This is a genomic window from Lysinibacillus sp. Ag94 (assembly GCF_023242215.1).
In the GTDB taxonomy this organism is placed as follows: Bacteria; Bacillota; Bacilli; order Bacillales_A; family Planococcaceae; genus Lysinibacillus.
In genome coordinates, this window is record NZ_CP096780.1 from 244,750 (window position 1) to 268,357 (window position 23,608).

The 23,608-nt window shown below is 37.9% G+C and carries 21 protein-coding genes, 1 rRNA gene and 1 other annotated feature; of the genes, 11 read left to right on the forward strand and 11 right to left on the reverse strand.

Annotated features, from left to right (window positions below; genetic code table 11):
• Window positions 1–361: 361 nt before the first annotated feature.
• Entirely contained in the window at window positions 362–1,231 is an 870-nt protein-coding gene (locus MY533_RS01140; protein WP_248717705.1) for a GNAT family N-acetyltransferase, read from the forward strand.
• Window positions 1,232–1,912: 681 nt separating this feature from the next.
• Window positions 1,913–2,165: a sequence feature (23S ribosomal RNA rRNA prediction is too short), on the forward strand.
• A 73-nt stretch (window positions 2,166–2,238) separates the two neighbouring features.
• A 5S ribosomal RNA gene (gene rrf / locus MY533_RS01145) occupies window positions 2,239–2,354 on the forward strand.
• Between the two features lie 678 nt (window positions 2,355–3,032).
• Here the strand turns inward: rrf and helD are convergent.
• Window positions 3,033–5,273 (reverse strand): RNA polymerase recycling motor HelD, encoded by a 2,241-nt coding sequence (gene helD, locus MY533_RS01150; RefSeq protein ID WP_248717706.1) that lies wholly within the window; start codon window positions 5,271–5,273, stop codon window positions 3,033–3,035.
• A gap of 166 nt (window positions 5,274–5,439) precedes the next feature.
• On the opposite strand from helD, the gene MY533_RS01155 reads away from it, so the two are divergent.
• On the forward strand, window positions 5,440–6,162 hold the full coding sequence (locus tag MY533_RS01155) for a glycerophosphodiester phosphodiesterase (protein ID WP_248717707.1): 723 nt from the start codon (window positions 5,440–5,442) through the stop codon (window positions 6,160–6,162).
• A gap of 748 nt (window positions 6,163–6,910) precedes the next feature.
• Here MY533_RS01155 and MY533_RS01160 read toward each other — a convergent pair.
• On the reverse strand, window positions 6,911–7,933 hold the full coding sequence (locus MY533_RS01160; RefSeq protein ID WP_248719122.1) for a DUF2804 domain-containing protein: 1,023 nt from the start codon (window positions 7,931–7,933) through the stop codon (window positions 6,911–6,913).
• 183 nt (window positions 7,934–8,116) lie between these two features.
• On the opposite strand from MY533_RS01160, the gene MY533_RS01165 reads away from it, so the two are divergent.
• Entirely contained in the window at window positions 8,117–8,611 is a 495-nt protein-coding gene (locus MY533_RS01165; RefSeq protein ID WP_248717708.1) for an amidase domain-containing protein, read from the forward strand.
• A 326-nt stretch (window positions 8,612–8,937) separates the two neighbouring features.
• Window positions 8,938–9,510 carry a nitroreductase family protein gene (locus MY533_RS01170; protein WP_248717709.1) on the forward strand — a complete coding sequence of 191 codons (573 nt, stop codon included), beginning with the start codon at window positions 8,938–8,940 and terminating at the stop codon, window positions 9,508–9,510.
• Between the two features lie 48 nt (window positions 9,511–9,558).
• Here MY533_RS01170 and MY533_RS01175 read toward each other — a convergent pair whose 3' ends face one another.
• Together MY533_RS01175 and MY533_RS01180 are read right to left on the reverse strand one after the other, a co-directional pair.
• On the reverse strand, window positions 9,559–10,941 hold the full coding sequence (locus MY533_RS01175) for a dipeptidase (RefSeq protein WP_248717710.1): 1,383 nt from the start codon (window positions 10,939–10,941) through the stop codon (window positions 9,559–9,561).
• 166 nt (window positions 10,942–11,107) lie between these two features.
• Complete coding sequence (locus tag MY533_RS01180; protein WP_248717711.1) at window positions 11,108–11,500, reverse strand: aminotransferase-like domain-containing protein; 393 nt, start codon at window positions 11,498–11,500, stop codon at window positions 11,108–11,110.
• A 66-nt stretch (window positions 11,501–11,566) separates the two neighbouring features.
• On the opposite strand from MY533_RS01180, the gene MY533_RS01185 reads away from it, so the two are divergent.
• The 3 genes from MY533_RS01185 to MY533_RS01195 all read left to right on the forward strand — a co-directional run bounded on the left by MY533_RS01185 (window position 11,567) and on the right by MY533_RS01195 (window position 13,743).
• Entirely contained in the window at window positions 11,567–12,142 is a 576-nt protein-coding gene (locus MY533_RS01185) for a type 1 glutamine amidotransferase (RefSeq protein ID WP_256469495.1), read from the forward strand.
• Window positions 12,143–12,158: 16 nt separating this feature from the next.
• On the forward strand, window positions 12,159–13,085 hold the full coding sequence (locus MY533_RS01190) for an alpha/beta hydrolase (protein WP_248717713.1): 927 nt from the start codon (window positions 12,159–12,161) through the stop codon (window positions 13,083–13,085).
• Window positions 13,086–13,317: 232 nt separating this feature from the next.
• The gene (locus MY533_RS01195; protein ID WP_248717714.1) at window positions 13,318–13,743 is read left to right on the forward strand and encodes a Cif family virulence factor; all 426 of its coding nucleotides are present in this window, start codon (window positions 13,318–13,320) and stop codon (window positions 13,741–13,743) included.
• Window positions 13,744–13,809: 66 nt separating this feature from the next.
• Here the strand turns inward: MY533_RS01195 and MY533_RS01200 are convergent, their stop codons facing one another.
• Window positions 13,810–14,679: a DMT family transporter gene (locus MY533_RS01200; protein ID WP_248717715.1), complete on the reverse strand. Its 870-nt coding sequence runs from the start codon at window positions 14,677–14,679 to the stop codon at window positions 13,810–13,812.
• A gap of 509 nt (window positions 14,680–15,188) precedes the next feature.
• On the opposite strand from MY533_RS01200, the gene MY533_RS01205 reads away from it, so the two are divergent.
• Window positions 15,189–15,737: an RNA polymerase sigma factor gene (locus MY533_RS01205; protein ID WP_132360114.1), complete on the forward strand. Its 549-nt coding sequence runs from the start codon at window positions 15,189–15,191 to the stop codon at window positions 15,735–15,737.
• Between the two features lie 427 nt (window positions 15,738–16,164).
• Here MY533_RS01205 and MY533_RS01210 read toward each other — a convergent pair whose 3' ends face one another.
• From MY533_RS01210 to MY533_RS01235, 6 genes are all read right to left on the reverse strand, one after another.
• Window positions 16,165–16,377, reverse strand: a complete 213-nt coding sequence (locus MY533_RS01210; RefSeq protein WP_248717716.1) for a hypothetical protein — start codon at window positions 16,375–16,377, stop codon at window positions 16,165–16,167.
• 225 nt (window positions 16,378–16,602) lie between these two features.
• Window positions 16,603–17,046: a MarR family winged helix-turn-helix transcriptional regulator gene (locus MY533_RS01215; protein ID WP_132360120.1), complete on the reverse strand. Its 444-nt coding sequence runs from the start codon at window positions 17,044–17,046 to the stop codon at window positions 16,603–16,605.
• Window positions 17,047–17,069: 23 nt separating this feature from the next.
• The gene (gene spx, locus MY533_RS01220; protein ID WP_053484570.1) at window positions 17,070–17,474 is read right to left on the reverse strand and encodes a transcriptional regulator Spx; all 405 of its coding nucleotides are present in this window, start codon (window positions 17,472–17,474) and stop codon (window positions 17,070–17,072) included.
• Window positions 17,475–18,202: 728 nt separating this feature from the next.
• Window positions 18,203–19,768, reverse strand: a complete 1,566-nt coding sequence (locus MY533_RS01225) for an ABC-F family ATP-binding cassette domain-containing protein (protein WP_132360122.1) — start codon at window positions 19,766–19,768, stop codon at window positions 18,203–18,205.
• Between the two features lie 53 nt (window positions 19,769–19,821).
• Entirely contained in the window at window positions 19,822–20,007 is a 186-nt protein-coding gene (locus tag MY533_RS01230) for an SE1832 family protein (RefSeq protein WP_132360124.1), read from the reverse strand.
• Between the two features lie 256 nt (window positions 20,008–20,263).
• On the reverse strand, window positions 20,264–21,310 hold the full coding sequence (locus MY533_RS01235) for a PseG/SpsG family protein (RefSeq protein WP_132360126.1): 1,047 nt from the start codon (window positions 21,308–21,310) through the stop codon (window positions 20,264–20,266).
• A gap of 213 nt (window positions 21,311–21,523) precedes the next feature.
• Between MY533_RS01235 and MY533_RS01240 the strand changes: the two genes are divergently transcribed.
• Both MY533_RS01240 and MY533_RS01245 read left to right on the forward strand, forming a co-directional pair.
• Window positions 21,524–22,360: an NAD(P)H-binding protein gene (locus MY533_RS01240; protein ID WP_248717717.1), complete on the forward strand. Its 837-nt coding sequence runs from the start codon at window positions 21,524–21,526 to the stop codon at window positions 22,358–22,360.
• A gap of 592 nt (window positions 22,361–22,952) precedes the next feature.
• Window positions 22,953–23,507, forward strand: a complete 555-nt coding sequence (locus MY533_RS01245) for an NADPH-dependent FMN reductase (RefSeq protein WP_248717718.1) — start codon at window positions 22,953–22,955, stop codon at window positions 23,505–23,507.
• Window positions 23,508–23,608 lie beyond the last annotated feature (101 nt).

Below are 23,608 nucleotides of genomic sequence, written 5' to 3' on the forward strand. Positions count from 1 at the left end.
CTTTTTTAGTTGAAGCATGATTTTTAATCTATAATTTAAATGTAATTTATTGGGATAAATAGTATAATTAAGTATAGATAGATTAAGAGGGATTAGTTCTTTTAGGTGAGGGAGCAACTAGATGCTCCCTGGCAGCAGAAATAGTGCCTGCAAATGAATGGTGTGTATAAAAATACATACCTTATTCTAGTAATTTTCAGTTTATAACCGTTGAAAATCATATAAAACCTTTTAATTTCACTATATTTGGAGTAAAATTGTTAATAAATAGAAATGATTAGAAGTGGTTAGTATATTTTGTTGCCAGCTTATTTTCTTTCTTGCTACAATAGGGCAATAGTCTGATACAAGAACGGAGTAAATGATGAATATTTCAGTGATGACAGTGTCTTTCCCGATAGATGGAGAAACATTAAATGAATTAAAATTATTGTGTGAAGAAGCGACCACACATGATTATCGTGTATATGAGACTGCTATGGGTTTGCCTATGGCGGGTTCCTTTGAAACGAAGGGATTTATGGTACTTGCATATGAAGATGACAAAGATGTATTAGTGGGTGCAGCTAGTGCAATAGATTTAATGGGACTGCATACATATGAATGGTCTTTAGTTGTAACACCTATGTACCGTCAAAAGGGAATTGGAACTGCTTTAGTGGAAGCTTTACAGGTTGGCCTCGAAGAGCGTGGGGCAGAAGGTCAATTGGCGGTAGTGATTGATGGATCGCCTTTTGGACACACTTTTATAGAAAAGAAAGGCTTCACATATAGCTTTTCAGAGGCCACTTTAGAAACAAGAGCAGAGTCAGTAGAATTAAAGAATAATATCGAAATTATTCCTTATACAGATGAACAGGCAGAGTTGATTGCCATCTATAGTGCGGCGTTTGGAGATCTACCTGAGGAGTCTAAAGAGCTAATCGCTTTTAATACTTCAACTACTGGAAGAAAGCTATGGGTAGCCCGTAAAGATGGAGAAATTGTTGGAACAGTGACGACTGCCCAGGAAAATGAAATTCAATGGGTAACGGCATTGGCAGTGCATCCAAACTTTGAGGGGCAAGGAATTGGTACTGCAATGCTGTCATTTTCTAAAGATTATGCGAGCAAAACTGAAGCTAAATTCGTCATGCTCGATGTAGAAATTGACAATAGAAAAGCGCTTTCTGTTTATGAGAAGGCCGGCTTTATGAAAGCTCAACAAATAGACTATTATGTAAAACAATAAGTGAAGAGTGAGGAGTGTGCTCCTCACTTTTTTATGTTCAGCAATGAAGTCTGCACACCGGAAAAGGAAGTGAATTTTCAGGTAGAGATAAACGAACTACGTAAATGGATGGGGAAGACCTTGGCTTTTTTTCCGAGGAACATCATTCGAATTCGTAATATATTTTATAATGATATCTTATTTAGATTAACTGTAAAACATTAAACAAATGTCATATTATAAGTTTAAAATATTATATTATTTTTAAAATCATTATAATAGGAAATTTCTCGACGAAGTAAAAAACTATAAACTTTTTTAGAAAAAAGTATTGACGTTTTTAAATTAGGCGTGTAATATTATACAAGTCGTTAAGACAGCTACTAAAAAACAGCTGAACTAGTTGTTGACATAGAGTTTACGACATGATACTATATGAAAGTCGCTGTTGAGAAAACGGCAACGAAATGAACCTTGAAAACTGAACAAGCAAAACGTAATCAATAAAGTTTTTACTAGCTAACCTCGAGTTAGTGAACGAAACAAAATTTTGGACATCAAACATGATGCCAGCAAAACAATTTGAGCTAATCAAATTTCTTTTTATGGAGAGTTTGATCCTGGCTCAGGACGAACGCTGGCGGCGTGCCTAATACATGCAAGTCGAGCGAACAGAAAAGGAGCTTGCTCCTTTGACGTTAGCGGCGGACGGGTGAGTAACAGTACGAGAGGACCGGGATGGACACACCGCTGGTGTACCAGTTGTCTTGCCAAAGGCATCGCTGGGTAGCTATGTGTGGACGGGATAAGTGCTGAAAGCATCTAAGCATGAAGCCCCCCTCAAGATGAGATTTCCCATTACGCAAGTAAGTAAGATCCCTCAAAGACGATGAGGTAGATAGGTTCGAGGTGGAAGTGTGGTGACACATGGAGCTGACGAATACTAATCGATCGAGGACTTAACCAAAACGTTTGAAGCATTCAATGCACCGTTTATCCAGTTTTGAAAGAATAATTCTTTAAATAAGTCTAGTGATGATGGCAAAGAGGTCACACCCGTTCCCATACCGAACACGGAAGTTAAGCTCTTTAGCGCCGATGGTAGTTGGGGGCTTCCCCCTGTGAGAGTAGGACGTCGCTAGGCACGTAAAAAAAGTCGAGGATTTATTCCTCGGCTTTTTTTGTATGAAAATAAATAAATTTTAGGCCTATTATTAGTAGGAATAACTTCAATTGTTTAAAGCTAATGCACGACACCAGCACTTTGAAAAAACCTAAGCAGCCTTAATTTCTGAATATCAACTGCTTGGACAAAGCTCGCATATTACCGCTCTGGCAGACAATAAAGTGAAAACTTACATGTGGACAATACAGTGTATATTTGAATACTTGGTTTTTAGAACGTGAAAAGGAGGGGTTTATCATATATTTGATGCATCTCTCTTTTTATTGTGGATAAGTGATAAACAGTACAAGAAATGGCTAAGATTCCGCCATGTTTTTTACGAATGAACCGAGGATTCACAGTAAGATATTGGGATCCTTTTTATCATAAATTTGTAACTATCTTCATATAGTATTAGTAAGGCTATGAAAGGAGTCGTTATCATGCGCATGCCGGCATTACCTAAAAAGAAGTCTCCTCCAAGGGAAGCACCAAGGTCATGGTGGAAAGTTGTGAAAGCGTACTTATCCAGAGGGAGGTTTTATCGTATACCGCCTCGGAATCGATAAATGAGTTAAATGTTCGATGCAAAAAAGTCGCTTTAATAGCGACTTTTTTATCTTCTTTCAGTAAGTATTTTTTCCAGCGAAAGCGCAATTATGATGTCTGTTCATTTTCTAATAGAAATGTATTTTTTGTTGGACCAATTAAATAAAGCTCGTGCATGGCTCGAGTGAGTGCAACATAAAGTAGCTTGCGATCGACCTTCGTATCGTAGAAGGGTGTTTCGAAGGCAGCTACGATCACAGCATCAAATTCAAGGCCCTTTGCTAAATGACTCGGAACAACGAGCAATAATTGCTGATTGATGGATTCATTTTCAGTAAGAAGCTGAGAAGCAATTTTTTCGTCCTGTAATGCTTGCTGCATTGTTTTTGCCTCTGCGGTCGTTTTGCAAATTAAAGCAACGGAATGATGTCCATTGGCGCGAATGGCTTCAAAAATTTCCTTTATTTGCAGGGCATCAAATGATTGAGCTTGAATAAAGGTAGGGACATTACCATGTCGAACTACTGGCTCTACTAATGGAAGCTGTTCATCCATTTGAGCTAAGACTTTGTTAGCGACCTCCATAATTTCGATTGTTGTTCGATAGCTTTTTTGCAGTGTTCTAAAGCTTGCTCTAGGAAATAGATTTTGGACAGGTTCCCAGGCAGTAAGAGAACGATAGCTGTGAATTCCTTGTGCTAAATCACCAACCATTGTAAACATATCTGTTTCAAGGCCAGTTTTTAAAGCAGCAAGCTGAAATAAACTATAGTCTTGTACTTCATCGATGAAAACGACTCGCATTTTCCATTCATCAGGAATACCCTTTATACGAGCTTGTAAATAATACAGTGCAGCTAAATCTTCAAGCGCCCATTGTTCTTTAGTATGTGCCTGTAAAAATTGCTGTTGCTCAAGATAATGCCATTCTGGAGCAAGCTCTGCTAAAAGCTCAGCATTTGTTAGGAGAGTACGATAGAGAGTCTTGATGTTATGTTTAGCAAAGCGTCGCATATAAACTGTTGCTGTTGATTTTGCCTCTTTTTCAATGGCAGGAATGCGTTCATCACGTTCATCAATAAACTTCGTGACAACCCGACGCCGTTTGTCATCATCACGAAATCCATCAAGTGCTCTGCCTAGTGCTTCATCATATTTTTTATGAAGTGTATTTAAAATAGCCTGTTTCTTTTGACGAGCATGGCTTGCTAGCACTTTTTTAATATGTGCTAGTCGTTTTTCAATTGGCATATAAGAAAATTCATATAAAAATAGCTTCTTTAAATGGGAGGCACGCATAATGCAGTATTTTTCTATGAAAACATCCTCAAATTGGTTGGCAATTTCCTGCTCTATTTTTTGAACGTATCGTTCTATTACATCTCGATAATAAAGCGAGCCCTTCATTTCAGATATCCACGAAGCTACCTGTTGGGGTTCTCCTGCAACAAGAGATTCTAACTGCTCATTTGGGTTTTGAAGTTTCAATTTAAGTTTCGTCGCGGCTAGAACGTAATCGGAAAAGGTTGTTTGGCAAATTTTATCAACACCAAGCTCTGGTAAAACATCACCAATATAATCGATAAATAACTTATTTGGTGCTAAAATCATGAGCTGCTCAGGGTTAAAATGCTCGCCCATCGTGTAAAGGAAGTAAGATATTCGGTGTAGGGCAATTGTTGTTTTTCCACTACCAGCAGCACCTTGTACGATAATTGGCTGACGAAGATGTGCTCGTATAATTTCGTTTTGCTCCTTTTGAATAGTGGAGACGATTTCTGTTAAACGCACATCTGCTTTTCCAGCTAAAGCTTCTTGCAGTAATTCATCATTTGTTGTTAAATCAATATCCCGTAAATCGAGCAATTCACCATCATTAATTTTATATTGGCGTTTGGCAAATAGATGTCCCTTATGGATTTCTCCACGAACATCATATTCCATATCCCCAAGGCGACCATCATAATAGACGTTTGCAACCGGTGAACGCCAATCGACTATTATAGGCTCATGGGTTTCTCGATGAAACAAAGACGTTTTTCCGATATAAAGAAATTCTTCAGGATCCCCTGTCTTTTGGAAATGAATTCGGGCAAAGTAAGGCTTTTTTTGAATAGCCTCTAAGCCTTCCTTTTGGTTTCGGGCCATTTCAAAGAAACGAGCATTTGCTAAGATATTAATGTAGCCCAAACTTGAATCTAAATAATCAAGATCTGCCATCGATTTACGAATATTCTCCTGAGCAGATTGCAAACCTCTTTGTGATTCATTTAAAATTTGCTGCATGTAATTTTTAGTGTAAGCTAGTCGCTTCACTTCAGCCTGAAAATCTGGATGTTGTGCAGTCATTTTTAGCACCTCCTAAGTACTTACATTTTCAAGTAGATTCTCATACTACTATATATAATATTTACCATCAAGTGAAATTGTAATAGGCTTATTAAGAAAGAAGAGAAATCGAAATTTTAATGGCCCGCCTGAGTTGAGAGTTGGGCGAAATAGGAGGTTATCAAATTTGGATATTTTTTCCCATAGAGGCGTTTCGGCACATTACCCAGAAAACACTATGGCTGCCTTTGTGGCCGCATCAAAGCTTTCGATTACAGGGATTGAACTAGATGTTCATTTAACAGCGGATAGGGAGTTAGTCGTTATTCATGACGAAACGATCGATCGCACATCTAATGGCTCTGGCTACGTAAAGGATTACACGCTACAAGAGCTCCGTGCATTTGATTATGGTTCATGGTTTTCTTCTAAATTTGAAGAGGAGAGTATACCAACTCTAGGAGACGTTTTAGAGTTATTTGCAGGCACAAATCACCGCATTAATATTGAGCTCAAAACCGATATATTTCCATATAATGGGATAGAGGCGCTTGTAATTAAGGAGGTCGCTGCATATCAAATGACAGAAAGAGTCATTATTTCCTCCTTTAATCATGAATCTATTCAGATCGTGGCACAAAGAGCACCATATATTGAAAAAGCGGCACTGTTTGCAGAAATTTTAGTTGATTTTAACTGCTATACAGCTCAAATACCGGCAGATGCTATACATGTTAGCCTACCTACAGCATTTCGGAGATCCATTCAAGAAGCTCTTAATGAAGGAGCAACTGTCCGTGTCTATACAGTTAATGATGTCGAGCATGCAAAGCAATTACAGCAGCTCGGTGTACAGGCAATATTTACAGACGACCCGGAAAAGATAGTATCAGGATTGACTGATTTGTAGGGTTGAATGGCAGGGGCGGGGGATAAAAATTAGGGCGACGGAAAGAAGAGTCGAAGTGACGGATAGGAAGTTTGGAGCGACGGAAAGAAGAGTCGAAGCGATGGATAGGAATCAGAGCGATGGAAAGAAGAGTCGAAGTGACGGATAGAATGGTCAAAGCGACGGATAGGAAGTCCAGAACGACGGAAAGAAAGGCCGAAGTGACGGATAGAAATTAGAGCGACGGAAAGAAGAGTCGAAGTGACGGAAAGAATGGTCAAAGCGACGGATAGGAAGTCCAGAACGACGGAAAGAAAGGCCGAAGTGACGGATAGAAATTAGAGCGACGGAAAGAAGAGTCGAAGTGACGGAAAGAATGGTCAAAGCGACGGATAGGAAGTCCAGAACGACGGAAAGAAAGGCCGAAGTGACGGATAGAAATTAGAGCGACGGAAAGAAGAGTCGAAGTGACGGAAAGAATGGTCAAAGCGACGGATAGGAAGTCCAGAACGACGGAAAAAAAGGCCGAAATCTCGGATAGCCCCAACAGAAGGAAAGAATGCTCAAAGTCGCGGATAGCCCAGCCGAAATCGAGAATCCGCCCCGACAGATTGACGAGGATAGAACCAGTCAAAGCGGCGGATAAAACCGCCAATCGCCGAAAAAGGCGCTATTAAGGGCTTTTTTGGATTTAACGCGCTGAGGTGTGCGAATCAGTGCGTTAAATCCTAGTATGTGAAGAGTATAGCAAGCGATTAATTTTTGGTTCTTACCACTTTGCGCGGTTTTCTTCGATACTGCCTAGCATTTGTTTGATGACAAGTGTTTCGCCATTGTCTAGTAATACGGAGCCGTCGAAATAGCCAAACATTTGATGTACTTCAGATTTTATGAGACCAGCTTTTGTGACGGATACACGCTCGAAAAATGGGGAGAATGTTAATGAAACTTGGTTGGTGAATTTAGTTTTAATTTTCCAGCGTTGCATTAAATCCTCTTGATTATAATTGAACAGTACATCCTCATGTATTTTGGTCATTTTACCTTCTACGAAAACAGCATTTTCCGTCATTCCGGTGCCGTCTGTCCATTTACCCCCTAAATTAAGTCCGATTCGTCTGCCTCGAACTCGCTGTGAGGCCATTCCCCAAGTCCATGTGGATTCACGGGGCCAAACGCCACGGCTGTATTCTAGGACAGAGAAGTTTTCCTCAGGAGAAAACATAAAACGGCGATTACCAATCGTCACAAACCCAGAAGTGGGGAGTATATGATGCTTACCTGTGAATTGGAATGTTTTACGGTTCCAAGGGATGACTACATTTAATGACTCATCTGTAGGCGGATGCTGAATGACAAGCTTTGCACGTAAAACATCTCCATCGAAGTCTGGGATTGAAACGGATAGATGGGTTTCATTTTGTACATATGTCATATCAATCATCATTTCACTATTTTTGAAGGATACGGAATCTAGCACCTGTGTAGGCATTTTTAACTTTCCACCAAATGGAATTGTAATTGTTTTTTCAAAGTAGCGCTGTGTTTCATATTCAAGGAAATAGACGAAGCAGACCGCTGCGTAGTCTAGATGGCTAATAGTAGCTGAGAAGATGATCTCATCGCCATAGACACACCAATAATTCCATTTCTTTTTGCGCATGATATGGCCACTTAAATTGCTGTTTATGAGCGGTTTACGAGCAAATCCGATGGCAGCTGGATTTAAATTACCTTTTTTATCGCATAAAAGAGTAGGTTGTATAATTTCTTTCTCAGCATGCTGCTTCAATTTTAACATCCCTTCTGATTCGTAATATAAAAGCCTATAATTTCTTACCCTTATTGTAGCAAAAACTATCTCAAAATTGGCAATGATAGTGCCAAATAAGACCACATTCGACATTTTTATGAATAAGGACCTAGCTAATAGAAATCCCTCATTATACATATGTTGAACTTAAGGAGGGGAAGCGTGGCAAAAATGTATAACAGACAGGCCGCTGTACAGTATGCAAACTTGTGGTGGAACAGGCGTAATCCAGCATTTCCGAATTTTACTGTTGATTGCACGAACTATATATCCCAATGTTTACTTGCTGGAGGAGCACCAATGCGAGGGGCTCCAAATAGAGGGAAAGGTTGGTGGGTTCAACATGGAAATTGGAGCTTTAGCTGGTCTGTTGCACATTCCCTTAGATGGTATTTGGAAGGCTCGACAACGGGATTGAAGGGTAAGCGTGTACAATCTGCGGAAGAATTAGAACTTGGAGATATTATTTTTTATGATTTCCAAGGGGATGGAAGAGTTGATCATTCCGTAATTGTGACAAGTATCCAAAACGGTATTCCGTATGTTAACGCACACACTTCAGATAGCATTAATCGACCGTATTTTTATGAAGATTCAACGGCTTATACGCCAAGCATGACTTATCATTATATTCATATAGAGGATAGTTTTGCTTAAGGTGATAGTAGTGTTAAAGCTCATCATTTTGTGATAATGTGAAAGATAGAAGATATTAATTTTGCCTTGGCGTAATTGCGTCCGGTTTTGAATTGTAATAACAAAATCCGTGACATCCGCCGGAGGCTTTATTTTCATTCAGTAGGTATGTGGATACCAAATAAAGGAACTATATCTGAATTTATCTCATTACTTTCAGAGAAGGGAGTCTAGTCCTCTGTACCTGTCGCTTTGCTTTCGGTACAAGAGAGATTTGTAACTACCGTTTCACTTACGAATGAAGATAAATCTTAATTATTGTAGTGTTTAGAAGGAGATAAGAGTAAATGAGCGAACAATTTTTATCTGTTAGGGATGCGATTATTGAGCGTCGATCTATTAAAAAGTTTAATGGACAGCCGGTGGATCGTGAAGACTTATTGGCCATTATTGACGATGCAGTGTGGGCACCGAATCATGGGAATCGAGAGCCTTGGCGTTTAGTTGTTGCATGTGGTAAGGAGTTAGATGGTCTTCATAATTTATTGCGTGATCTAACGATACCGAAATGGCAGGAGCTTTCAAGTGAAGATTTAGCGAAGCAAATGACGAAATTTACATTACCGGGTGGCTATGCTTTTGTCATCGTTCCAGAGGATGCTCGACAAAAAGAGCGTTTAGAAGATTACGGAGCGGCAAGCATTTTTATTCAAAATATGCAATTGCTAGCTTGGGATAAGGGAATCGGCTCATGTTGGAAAACACCTGGATTCCTAGATAACCCGAAATTCCGTGAAGCTCTAAAGATTCAGCGGGGTGAGCGCGTAATCGCGATGCTACAAGTTGGCTATTTTGATGAAGTACCAAAAGGGAAAGAACGTAAAAAATCAGTAGATATCGTTTCGATTTTTGGAGAATAACAAAAGTAAAATCCCCTCGTTTAAAATGGACGAGGGGATTTATTTAATTTATTTTCGTAATTCAGCTACCTCGAATAAATAATCACTTAAAACGCGTAATCCTTTATCGAAGTTTTCTAAATGGAAGTGTTCATTTGGTGCATGGAAGTTTTCGCTTGATAAGCCGAAGCCCATTAGCACTACTGGCAATTCTAAAATTTCATCAAAGGCAGCCACGATAGGGATTGATCCTCCTCCACGTGTGTAAGCAGTTGGCACATTATATACTTTTTCGTATGAGCGACCAGCAGCTTGGATAAATGGATGATCAAATGGCGTTAAGAATGGGCGACCTTTATCGAATTCAGAGATTGTCACTTCAACGCCGGTTGGCTTATGTTTTTCAATATGTGCTTTTAATAGTGCTACAATTTCATTAGGCTCTTGATTTGGTACTAGACGACATGTGATTTTTGCGCCAGCCTCAGCAGGAAGCACTGTTTTAATGCCTTCACCAGAGAAGCCACCAAATACACCATTGATCTCTAGTGTTGGGCGTGCCCAAGTACGTTCTAAATAGGAATAACCAGCTTCACCGAATAATTCCTTCACGCCAACTTCTTCCTTCACAGATTCTTCATCGAAACCAAGCGCACGGTAAGCTTCACGTTCCTCTTCCGATAATGGTAAAACTTTATCATAAAAGCCCTCAACTTGAATTGTACCATGCTCATCGCGGAAGGATGCTAAAATGTCAGCTAATGCATGAATAGCGTTTTGGACACCGCCACCGTAAAGACCAGAGTGAAGGTCACCTTTTGCACCACGAACATCAATCTGAACACCTGTTAAGCCACGTAATCCATAGCATACAGCAGGCTTACCAGGGCCATATAAACCTGTATCAGAAATCAAAATTAAGTCAGCAGCTAGTTTCTCCTTATGCTCTTCAACATAGGCAGGAAGGTTAGGACTACCAATCTCTTCTTCACCTTCATAGATGAATTTCACGTTCACTGGTAAAGTGCCAGTTGTCGCAAATAATGCTTCAATCATTTTTAAGTGCATAAATACTTGCCCTTTATCGTCACTAGCACCACGAGCAAATAGTTTGTTGTCTCGGATTGTTGGGTTGAATGGCTCTGTTTCCCATAAATTTAGTGGGTCAACCGGTTGTACATCATAATGACCGTAAAATAGAATAGTTGGTTTATCCTCTGCGTGTAACCAATCCGCATAAACAACAGGGTGTCCTGCAGTTTGCGTAATAGAGACATTCTCAAGATTTAGCTTTTTAAAAGCATTTGCTAGCCACTCAGCGGCATTTTGTATATCTCCTTTATGCTCTGATAAAGAACTAATACTTGGAATACGTAAAAATTCATTTAATTCATTTAAATGTGCTTCGCGATGTTCTGAGAAATACGCATCTAATTGCTGTAAATTTGTCATCTAGCATCCCTCTTTTCAAATATTTCGATAATAGAAATAGTATAGCATAATGTGGTTGGGGAATCTTGTTATAGCAATGGTTTCTAACGTTTTAATTAGTCAATGCTTAGTCTTTGATGATTAACACAAAGCACTTGGCTACGGTAGGGGTTTTGTATTTGAAAGACTATGAATATACCCCTTTTGGAACAGCTTCACGACTAATAATGGAAGATAATAATTGAATGCCACTTTCGATTTGGTGTTCTGATAATGCTCCGAATCCCAACATAATGATAGATTCTGGCTTTTGAAGAGACCAATGGACGTTTGGGGAATATATTCGAACGCCCAATTTTTCAGCTTCAATAATTAAATCCCCTGCTTTTATATGTTTTAAATAAAGTAATACATGCAGACCAGCTTTTTCTCCTATTACTTCAACAAAAGGGTATAAGTAATTTTCAATGGCTTTTAATAGTACTTTATGTTTCTTTTGGTATGTTGTTTTCATGCGACGTAAATGTTTTTCAAAATAACCTTCTTCCATAAAATGTGCAAGTGCATCTTGAATAATCATGGAAGCCCCTTGACTATATGATTTAAGATGTTGAATACCATGTTTAATTAAAATCCGATTATTAAAATGTACGAAGATGCACAATTACCTTCAATAGAAAATGTTAGTATGTTAATTATCTTAGGGGGACCTATGAGTGTAAATGATTCAATTCCTTGGTTAGAATCTGAAAAAATGTTTATTAAAGAAATAATTAAAGCAAATAAACCGATTTTAGGGATCTGTTTAGGGGCACAACTCATTGCAGAAGCTTTAGGTGCAGAGGTTTATAAAAATCAGAAAGGTAAAGAAGTAGGTTTTTATCAGGTAAAAAAGGTTACTAACGAATATGATTTTTTACCTAGTGCACTTGAAGTTTTGCATTGGCATGGAGATACTTTCGAACTTCCTAAAGAAAGTAAGAGACTGTATTCAACTGATGCTTGTTCAAATCAAGCCTTTATCTATAATTCAAATGTAATTGGTTTGCAATTTCACTTAGAAATGACTACAAATTCGTTGTTGCGATTAGTGGAGGAAGATAGAAATTATATAGAAGGTGGCATTTATGGACAGACGGCCGAAACGATATTAAATACTTCCATTCCATCTGAAAATAAAAAAGTATTAGCAGATATTTTAGAGTATTTAAAAAATAACTAAAAAGGAAGAATCATTGATGGATCAAAGAGTACATCCAGATTTAAAAGAAACATTTTCATCATTAGCAGAAATGACACTGACAGTTGAGAATATAAAAGATATCCGAAGAAAAAACAGAGAGATGATAGTGCCTTATCAAAATAAGAACCTAATTTTAGAAGAACAATGGATAAATGATAGTGAAAAGATAAGGATTAAAATTTACCGACCAAAATATCAAAAGGATATATTGCCTGGCGTTTTATATATACACGGCGGTGGATATATTTTCGGATCAGTAGAAGGTAACGATGCAAAATGTGGGGAAATTGTAGAGAAGGTAAATTGTGTAGTTATTTCAGTAGATTATCGGTTAGCTCCGGAACACCCATATCCTGCTGCGATTGAAGATTGCTATATTGCATTGCAATGGTTTGCTAAAAATGCTCGGCAATACAATGTTGATCCGAACAACATCGCTGTTCTAGGAGGTAGTACAGGAGGCGGTTTAACAGCAGCACTTTCTCTAATGGCAAGAGATCGAAGGGGGCCAAAAATTAAATTCCAAATGCCTTTATTTCCTATGATCGACGACAGCTGTCAATCAAAATCTAGTGAAGAGATTATTGATAAACGTGTGTGGTGCGGCGATTTTAATAGATTTGCTTGGAATCAATATTTAAAAAATAATATTGGAAAGAAAACGCCTATATATGCTGCACCAGCTAGAGCAAAAGATTATTCTAATCTGCCTCCTACTTATACTTCAGTCGGAGAACTTGATCCTTTTAGAGATGAAACATTACAATACGTTACAAATTTAATAAATGCAGGTGTACCAGTAGAATTTCATCTCTATCCAGGATGTTTCCATGAGTTTGAAGCAATAGTTCCAAATGCGGCTATAAGTAAATTGGCAACGGAAGAAACTTATCGAGCATTGAAAAAAGCATTATACAACTAATACGGGCTCAACTTTATCTTATTTTCTCTTAATGTAATTTTTATAATTTCCATAACGCAAAAAGCATCTACTCTCGGGGTTGCTTTTTGTGTTGCTTTTAGATTTTGTCGCCATTTTTTTAAGAAGAAAAAGTCTTCAAATTCTTTACAAATAGTAGCGGTTTTGAAGTTTTCTTAATTTTCAGTTTTGTGTTGATGTACTTAGTGAACTATATTTATAAGGGGGTTTTTAAATGTCTTCTACGACAACATTAATCGAAGATTTTCAAAGTTTTTTTAATCATTTTCAAAAAGTATGGAATGGTTGCAACGCGGATGAAATGAATGCTTTAATTTCAAGGGATATAGCAGTACGGTGGGTAGGGCCTGGTACTGATATTTCAGATTGGGGATACGAAGAAACTTGTAAAGGCTGGGTAGAGGCATATAAACAGTATGAAGGTCATGATCCAAAATGGCATTTTAAAGAATTGTATACTACACCTGCATCAGAAAATGAAGTGATTGCAACGTTTTGGGTAACTTTTGAAATGGATGGAAAATTTATAGAGGTAGTGAAATTATTTGTTCAGAGATTTAGGAAAGAACAAAATGATGAATGGAAGCTAATAAGGGAATATTGTGAGCACCTAAATTCGGAATCTTTTATTTCTAACTAACCTAGGTTCGCACTAAATTATTTCTTATAAGAAGCTGAATGAGAGAGATCATTCAGCTTTTAGTGTTTATTCACGAATAACCAATAGTACACCACTAAAGATTAATGCAGTTCCAGCCCAAAAGGATAGGCCGATTTGTTCCCCTAGTAATAGCCACCCTAGGAAGGTGCCGACAATTGGCTGAAAGAAGAAAAATAAACCACCACTTGCGGCATTAAGCATCTGTAATCCACGATTCCACAGTAAGAAGCCACACGCTGTAGAGATAACGCCTAAGTAGAGTAGGCCACCCCAGATAGATGGCTCTGCCATAGCATGTAAATCTAATTTTATTAGTCGTGGAATGGCTAAAGGTGTTAAGACCATGATAGCGACAAGTGTTCCGTAGCTAGTGACAACGATTTGTGAATATTGCTCTGGTACCCGTTTAATAAGGACAGACATCAGTGACCAGGTTAGGGCAGCGATTAGTAGAGCAACCCCACCTAACTGATGGGAGGCATCGATATGTGCATTACCTACGATCATATAGACTCCGAACGTCGCTAGAAGAATAGAAACAGCTTTTTTTAAAGTGATTTTTTCTTTTAAAATGAATCGCGCAAAAACAACCATAAATGCTGGTGTCGTTGCTGTAATGATGGCGCCCATTTGAGCAGTAGACAGCATAGTACCAATTTCTTGGGCAACGATAGAAATCGTATTTCCAATTAACCCAATCATAAAAATTAACAGCCAGTCCCGCTTATCAATTTTCCACGATTGCTTTGTAATAGTGCCAATAATGAACAAAGCGATGATGGCAATCGTATAGCGCAGCCATACTAATTCTAAGGGTGGTACGGTATCGACAACTACCTTTACTACTACATACATGCCGCCCCAAATGCTTGCAGCAAGTGATAAATATAAGGAACCTAATAAGGTTTTTTTCATTTTTTCCCCTCCGTTAGCTCTAGACAATGCCTGTCCTTAACGGAGAAATGATGATTCTCCGTTAAGGGAGAACAACTTCAGGTACATCGTGTTCAAATAATGGTGAAAAGATCATAATAGTCAGCTCCTTTTTATAGTATTTCATTTATCATATAACATTTTTTTGAATTTGATTAGAAAAAAATGGTCTGAACTCAGTCGAACGAAAAACTCAAGTTGTTGCTTCTGAATTAAGTGTTTGAAAGGTATGAAAAATCTGATTTCCTTTGTGATAGGAATTTCAAGGGAATACTATTGAATATTTAATAAAAAAGAAGAGAGAGGGGCGTGTTATAAAGCTTTTCCCCGAATAATAAATATAGTAATAAAACATTATTTACGAATATTACAAGTGAAAGCATTTAAGCTTACACGATTGTAATGTAATTGAAAGCCAATACGATAGAGTGTAATACATTATTTTGCGAGAATGTGTATAGAAGCAAGAACAAGAAGCGGAGGAATACACAATGAATGAAAAATTAGAAGGCGTATATGAGGAATACAATCGTTACATATACCATTTATGTTTAAAACTTACTCGCAATAATGTAGAAGCTGAAGATTTAATGCAAGAGGTATGGGTAAAAGTTGTGCGCTATGAGGATAGCGTTGCCGAGGTAGAGCATATTAAAGCTTGGCTAACAACAATTACAATGAATACATTTAGAGATCGCTATCGTAAAAAAACACGACGTAGTAAATACATGATGAACCAACCTGAAACATTAGACGTACCGATATTAGATTTGGTTCCCAATAATGACATTTCAACAGAAGAAAAAATTGAAAAAGATATTGTTACTAAATTAGTACAGGATAAAATGGGTCAATTAGATACAATCTATCGTAAAACATTATGGTATTTCTACATAGACCAATTTTCACTAGCAGAAATCTCTTCAATTATGAAAGTTTCAATTGGTACTGTGAAATCGCGTTTATTCCGTGCAAAAGCTCGTTTAAAAGAAATGCTAATGGCCGATGCATCCATAGTAGAGTCTGTGCTACCAGCATAATGAAATGCATTGGTCGCACTAGCATAATTACTTAGACGGAAGTATTCGCCCGGCCAATCCAATCCCAAAAAAGATGCATTGCAAAATTTTTTGCAATGCATCTTTTTTTGATGGATTTTTATAGCCAAGAGAATGAACAGTGCAGATGGTAAAAGTTGGTATAATATGGACATTGCTGCTAAAGGGTTCACAATCGCTGATAGAAGGGTAAAAATCGCTGATAAACTCCTGAACATCGCTGATAGAATAGCAAAAAACGCTGATAGAAGAGAAAGAACCGCTGATAAAGGATCGAACATCGCTGATAGAAGGTTCAGAAACGCTGATAAACGCCCGAACATCACTGATAGAGTCAAATCTTTAATATTGTGTAAAATTCTATCCAAAGTTTTTCAACCCTGATTTTAGTTTTTCTAAATTTTACAGCTTATGTTGGAACTCGCCGCCAAACAATAGAGTTTCGCCGCCAACGAAGAAAAGAACGCCGCCAAATCATAAGTTTCGCCGCCAACGAAGAAAAGAACGCCGCCAAATCATAGAGTTTCGCCGCCAACGAAGAAAAGAACGCCACCAAATTATAGAGTTGCGCCGCCAACCAAGAAAAGAACGCCGCCAAACCATAAAGTTGCGCCGCTAACAAGAAGAAACCCCGCTAAACCTCGAAATCCCAACGTTAGGCACAAGACTTTAGTCAAGTCACTTTGCCTGTTCTATCCATCACTCCGGAAGTTATTTCCGTCAAAATCTCGGAAACCGCTGATAAAAAAAGGGGGAGGGGAGTTACCAGAAACTCGAAACTCGTCAAAAAAACACCGTAAAAAGTTAGATTGCATGTCTAACTTTTTACGGTGTGAAAATGAAGTGTTTACTCATGTCGATTAGATTCAGCGTTGAGTAATTTTGCAAAAATATCTCGTAAAGTTTGTACTTCTTCAGCTGACAGCATACCAAACATATTTTGTATAATTGCGTTAACTTGCTGGCGGGAATCTTCTAAAATGTTTTCGCCATCAGCAGTAATTTTCAATTGGGATGCTCGTCGATCTGTTGCATGCTGTGTTTTTTCAATAAAGCCAGCATTAATGAGCTTACTTGTTAAAACAGTGACACCACCTGTTGTCACTTTTAACCGATCAGCAATGGCAGAAGGGCGTTTTGGTCCCTCCTGCGATAAGTAGTCTAAAATTAAAATATGGGATTTTGAAAAGCCGAGTACATTATGATTATTCCACTCGTTTGCCCACTTACGCTCTATGGAAGATACTACTTCAAATAACGAGGTAATGGCTCTTTCTTTTTCTTGATCCATATAAGGTCAACTCCAAAACTGTTTTAACTTTCTTGTGCCAATCTTGTCATCGCGTTTAACTCATAAGCACGTACTCTGCGTGGAATAAAACGGCGAATGTCCATCTCATTGTACCCAACTTGAATACGTTTTTCATCAATTAAGATTGGGCTTCGTAACATTCTTGGGTGAGCTTGGATGATGGCAAACAACTCTTGGATAGAGAGCTGATCAATATCAACATTTAAATTTTTAAAATCATTTGAGTTCGTTGCAATGATTTCGTCTGTTCCATCTTCTGTCATGCTTAAAATTTCTTTAAATTCAGCAAGTGTTAGTGGATGTGAAGTAATACGTTTTTCTTTATATTCGATTTTGTGATCTTTTAACCATTTTAATGCTTTTCTGGATGAAGAACAGCTCGCTTGTGAATAAATTGTAACTGTCATTCTTCATTCCCCGCTTTCTTTTTTAGAATTATATTTAATATATATCTTATTAGTAAGTTAATTAGGTTATACATATATCTTACTAGTAAGCTATATATAAATCAATAGTTTTTTGAAAATTTTTAAACAGAAATGAATTTTTTCTACTACACTAAAATATACGCACAAAAGAGCGAAAAGTTTCGCGAATTCAGCTTACAATGATGTAAGTTTACTCAATTAATAATAGAAGCTCATAGAAAAAAGAGAGCAGTTCTAATATAGAGAGAAATAGTCTGATTTGAAGGAGATAGCTATATTGTTAATCCACTGATTATTATTATGATTTAATGCAGGTTTTTATGCATAGATAAATAAATTTTTTATTTCGAGGCTGAGAAGAGGGCTGTTTTCAAGCTTGAATGGGCAAGGGAACTGCTCAGGTAGGTTAGAGAACATTATTGAGTTGGACAAGGAACAGATCTGGTAGGCCATGGAGCAGATCGGGTTTGCCAAGAAACCGCTCGGGTAGGCTATGGAGCAGATAAGGTTTTGCCAAGAAACCGCTCTGGTAGGCGAGGAACTTTATCAGACAGCTCAAAAAACCACGCATGTAGTCAAAAAACTACACATGTAGCTCAAAGAACCACCAAATTGCTACAATTGACACTCGATTTCTAGACAAAAAAGAGGGCAGCCCCGAACTGATCCATGAATCACAGCGGTAACTGCCCATATTAATAATATTTCTAGTTTTGTTGTCCTGAAGTAAACCAGTCTTGAACATTCCAAACCTTTGTTGCTAAACCTTCATAGAAATCAGGTTCATGGCTTACTAGTACGATGGTGCCTTTAAATTCTTTCATGGCACGTTTTAGCTCATCTTTTGCATCGACATCCAAGTGGTTTGTTGGTTCGTCAAATAGAAGCCAGTTTGCTTCATCCATCATGAGCTTACATAAACGAACCTTTGCTTGCTCACCACCAGATAAAGAATTAAGAGGGCGAGTAATATGCTCTGTTTTTAGTCCCGCGCGTGCTAATGCCGCACGTACTTGTGCTTGCTCCATTGAAGGGAAGGCATTCCAGACGTCATCTATAGGAGTGATTTTTTCAGCTTTTACTTCTTGTTCGAAGTATGATGGGTAAAGATAGTCACCACGAATTACTTTTCCATCTAGCGGATTTATTTTGCCTAACATTGTTTTTAATAATGTTGATTTACCTACACCGTTCATACCAACTAAAGCAATTTTTTCCCCACGTTCAATCGCAAATGTAAGTGGAGGAAGTAACGGCTTGTCCTTGTCGTAGCCAATGACTAAGTTTTCAGCCTCTACTACATAACGACTTGAAGAACGTGCTTCTTTAAAGCCAAATTCAGGCTTTACAGCTGTTTCAGGACGATCGATACGCTCTAAACGGTCAAGCTGCTTGGCACGAGATTTTGCACGACCAGTAGTTGAGTAGCGAGCTTTATTTTTCGCAATGAAATCCTCTTGTTTTTTAATGAACTCCTGTTGTTTTTCATAAGCATCAATATGCTGGCGCTTATTGATTTCAGCAAGCTCTAAAAACTTTTCATATGTCGCTGTATAGCGAGTTAATTTTGAAAATTCTAGTTGGAAGATAACATCCACCGTGTCGTTCATAAACTCGGTATCATGCGAAATTAATAAGAAAGCGTGTGGATAGTTCTTTAAATAGTTTTTCAACCATGTAATATGCTCTTCATCCAGATAGTTCGTCGGCTCATCTAGTAATAATACTTTGGGCTTTTCAAGTAATAGCTTAGCTAGTAAAACCTTTGTACGTTGACCACCTGAAAGGGCAGCAACATCACGTTCTAAGCCAATTGCATCAAGACCAAGACCGCGTGCAACCTCTTCAATTTTCATATCAAGAGAATAGAAATCTCCTGCATCCAGAGCATCTTGCACTTCAGCCATTTGCTCTAGTAAATCTTCTAATTCTTCAGGTGTTGCTTCGGCCATTTTTCCTGTAATTTCATTAAGCTCTTCTTCTTTTTTATATAAAGGAAGAAATGCGTCACGTAATGCATCACGCATAGTTCGGCCAGCTGTCAATACAGTGTGCTGATCTAAATAGCCGTAATGCGTTCCTGGAAGCCATTCAACTTTACCAGTATCGTGAATTGTTTGACCTGTAATGATGCCCATTAATGTTGATTTACCAACACCGTTTGCACCTACAAGACCAATATGATCACCTTCAACTAGACGAAAAGAGACATCTTTAAAAAGTGTACGGTCACCGAAAGAATGACCTAAATTTTCAACTGTTAATATTGCCATATACGTTCCTCCGAGAGAGCGGCCTAAGTTATTTTATGACCGCGATATCATTTTTATAGTTCTGCTAATTGTTTATTTAATTGCGCTAGCGTAGCTTCCATATTTGCAAGACGTTGCTCTGCTTTTGCTACTTGATCATTATGACCTGTAGATTCAAGCTTCTCGATGTCGCCTTGTAAATTCATATAATCCATTTTTAACTCTCTAATTTGATATTCAATATCACTTTTTGATGGCATGATGATGGCTCCTTTATGTGTATAGTTGTATAGCGAATGCGTATCCATTATGCCTCGGCATAATTGCGTCCGGAATCGGCTTTGTGGCAAATTTCGATTCCTTGACATCCGCTGAAGAAGTTAAAGCGATGGAGGTTTTTGTATCCCCCACCGCTTATTAGTTACTATCAATCGGGTACTAATGTTGCTTGATTTCACTTCTATAATTAAAGATGAAATTCTTTTATATTGTATCATATCCACCTTCAAAGAATCACTAAGTAGAAGCGATATTGTGTCGATCGTAAGCGAAATCTAAAAGTAATGACTGTAGTGCTTCATTGTTATTTGCTAGATTGAGCTGTCGTTGTTTTTTTACAGCACGTTCGCTTCGGGCCTCATGTAATAAAAACTCCATAACAGCGTTTTGGATTTGTGATTGCTTCATTTTGCGACCAAGTCCAAGGTGAATAAAGCCGTTCTGTTCGCGAGGGAAGGCATGTAATAGCTCAGCCTCAGTTTGTGCAAGAGTAATACAAGGTACACCATAAGAGGCGATTTTATAAGGTGTATAGTTAGCATTGCAAATAATTACATCTGCTTTTGGTAATAATTTTAGAAGTGCGTTTTTATCACGAAGAATGGCGGTATTACGACGACTAAGCACCATCATTTGCAGATCATCGGTTGCGTGGCGATAGCTATCATCAATCATCACTGTAATTTGTAGTGGAATTTGTAGCTGCGTTAAGTGTCGAAGAGTACGGTAGGTTAAGTTATGCTCGTCCCCATCCTCAAAAGCAACAACAATATGAGGTGGATTTTCAGGTATTTTACTGTCGGGTCTATCATCAAACTTCTGAAAAGCTTGTGGTAATGCGAAGTTGAAACTCCCCCCAATATAATGGGATGGTAAATAATCTTTAACTTCTTGATAGAGTGCTAGCAATACACAGTCACAGGCTTGGCCACCCTCACCAAAATCATCAAAATGAATGATAGTTTTGCAGAACGGTCGTAAATTTTGTACTTGCCAGCTTTCGGAGTTACGACCATCTCTTACAATTAAATCAGGCTGAATACCTTTCATTTGCTTTGGTAGCTCATCGAAATGTTCAAATAAGATTGGCGAGAGATTTTCATTCATTAAAATTTGAATTCCATCGTTTGAAGGGGTCTTTACAAATATGAAAACTTCTTGATTTGTAAGTAGCTTTGCCAGCGTTGCAACCCGTTCAAAAGGATACAGCCCTTTATCGATACAGCTTTCAATAATGAAAACAATCGTCTTTTTTAGTTCCGTTGTTTGAATTTCGTTTTGCAAATGTATCCCATCCTTTCATCCGTCTATTTAAACTATGGTGAATGATGGGCAAGTATGTGTAAAAATTAGGATTATTAAATCAAATTTACCGAGGTATAATTGCTAAAAACCTAAAATTAAATGAGTAAGAGCTCTTTCTTTGACCGATAAATAAAGTAGAGTTTGCAAGTTTTTCAGCAAAACTTTTGTTCCGTATAGAAGGGGGTACAACCAATGGGAATGCGCGCGGCGATTGTTGTAGGGGCTACTGGATTAACAGGTACCTCTCTTGTAGAACAATTATGTGAAAATGATGAATACATTTCAGTTACGGTTATTGCACGAAGAGCGCTAGCATTCACGCATCCAAAGCTAGAAGTGAAAATTCGTAATTTTGATACTTTAGAGGAAAAAGATATCGAATTTGCACATGAGCTTTATTGTTGTTTAGGAACAACAATGAAAAAGGCAGGATCACGTGAGGAATTTGAGAAAGTTGATTTTGAATATCCGTTAACGATTGCCTCATTAGCAAAAAATCGAGGAATCCCACATATGTTAGTCATTACGGCGATGGGTGCAAATGAAAGTTCGCCATTTTACTATAATCGAGTGAAAGGGAAGCTTGAACATGATCTTATGGAGCTAGGCTTACAGAGACTTTCGATTATTCGCCCATCTCTATTGGTTGGCGATAGAGAGGAATTTCGCTTTGGTGAAAAGGCGGGAGAGAAAGCTTTAAAATTAGTAAAGCCATTATTAGTTGGGCCATTAAAGCGTTCAAGAGCTATAGAAGCTTCCCAGGTTGCGAAGGCGATGATCATTATTGCGCTGTATGGTAATAAACAGTCAGTTACAATTTATCCATCACAGGAATTGGCTAAGCTAGATTTCCCTGTAATGCAGGATGATGATGTTTCAAGAGAGCCATTATTTAATTGGAATAAGTACAGTGCTAACGATGAAGAAGATAAAGTAAATCGTGAAGTCATTATTAATCGAGATAAATATAAAATAGAGGAAACCGTTGTAGATAAAGAAGTAAAATTCCAACGTCGTGAGGATAAATAAAACGTTCATCACCATAACGTGAAGTTGATTTCCATTCCGACTGGGCGCTTTGTAGCTGCCGCTTCGCTTTCGCTACAGAAAACATTTGTAGCTGCCGCTTCGCTGGAGGGTCTCATCAGTGACGCGGTGATCCCTAAGGAGTCGCCCAATCTCCACTACAATCATTTTACATATGGTATATGTTTTAACAAATGTCATCCTTAACTTTTGGTGATGAATAAAATAATAATGAACATATCAGGCACGTTGATTAGGGAAATATAGGTTTATAATTATCTAAAAAGGGATTTTTTTATTACATGTAATATATATTCACTTTTTGCTGATTGTAGCGGAGGAAGCGGCTCGACGCTCGCCCGAAGCAAGTAGCCTGTAGCGAAAATTAGCCTCTCTAACTATGGATGAAAGTGGTTATATTATTTTAATAACAAGTAATCAACATGCTGAAGTTTCTTTCTGAAGCAATATTTCTTGTGTAAACACCGTTCCGCCTAAAGACTGAATTTACGGTTTTAACTACTACAATTCTTTCCGTGCCTCTTTTCATTTGTTACAATATTATTGTAGAAATGAATGTGGAGGCAAAGCGAAAATGAAAATTTTACTCGTTGATGGCACAATGTTTGGTCGTAAAACTGGTGTTATCTTAGAACAAGTGGAGCAATATATTAAAGAATTAGATGCAGGTTTCGAGTTAGAAATTATGCATTTTAGTCAATATAAGCATCAAATTGTAGACGGTTCACCGTTAAATGATGACATGAAAGAAATGATTCAAAAGTTCGAAGAAGCGGATGCGTATATTATCGCTACACCAATTTTCCAAGCATCGATTCCAGGCGTTTTAAAAAACGCATTTGACTTCTTGCATCCGAAAACAATGCGCTATAAGCCTGTATCGATTGTGGCAAATGGTGGTACGTATCAGCACCATTTAGTAGTAGAGAATCAGTTGAAACCAATTTTAGACTACTTCCGTGCACTTGTAACTCCGAACTATGTATACACACACACATCTCACTTTGATGCAAATAATCATATAGTCGATGAAGATGTTCATAATCGTTTACGTGAATTGGCTCGTGTTTTTGTACAGTACTGTGAAATGAGCAAAACATTACCGAAAGAACCGATTGATCAACATTAACATAAAATTCATCCCTTGCGCAGTGGAAAGAAATCACTGTGCAGGGGATTTTTCTTTTCAAGTATCCTTTTACGATGTGATAAAATAGGATTTTAGTGAAA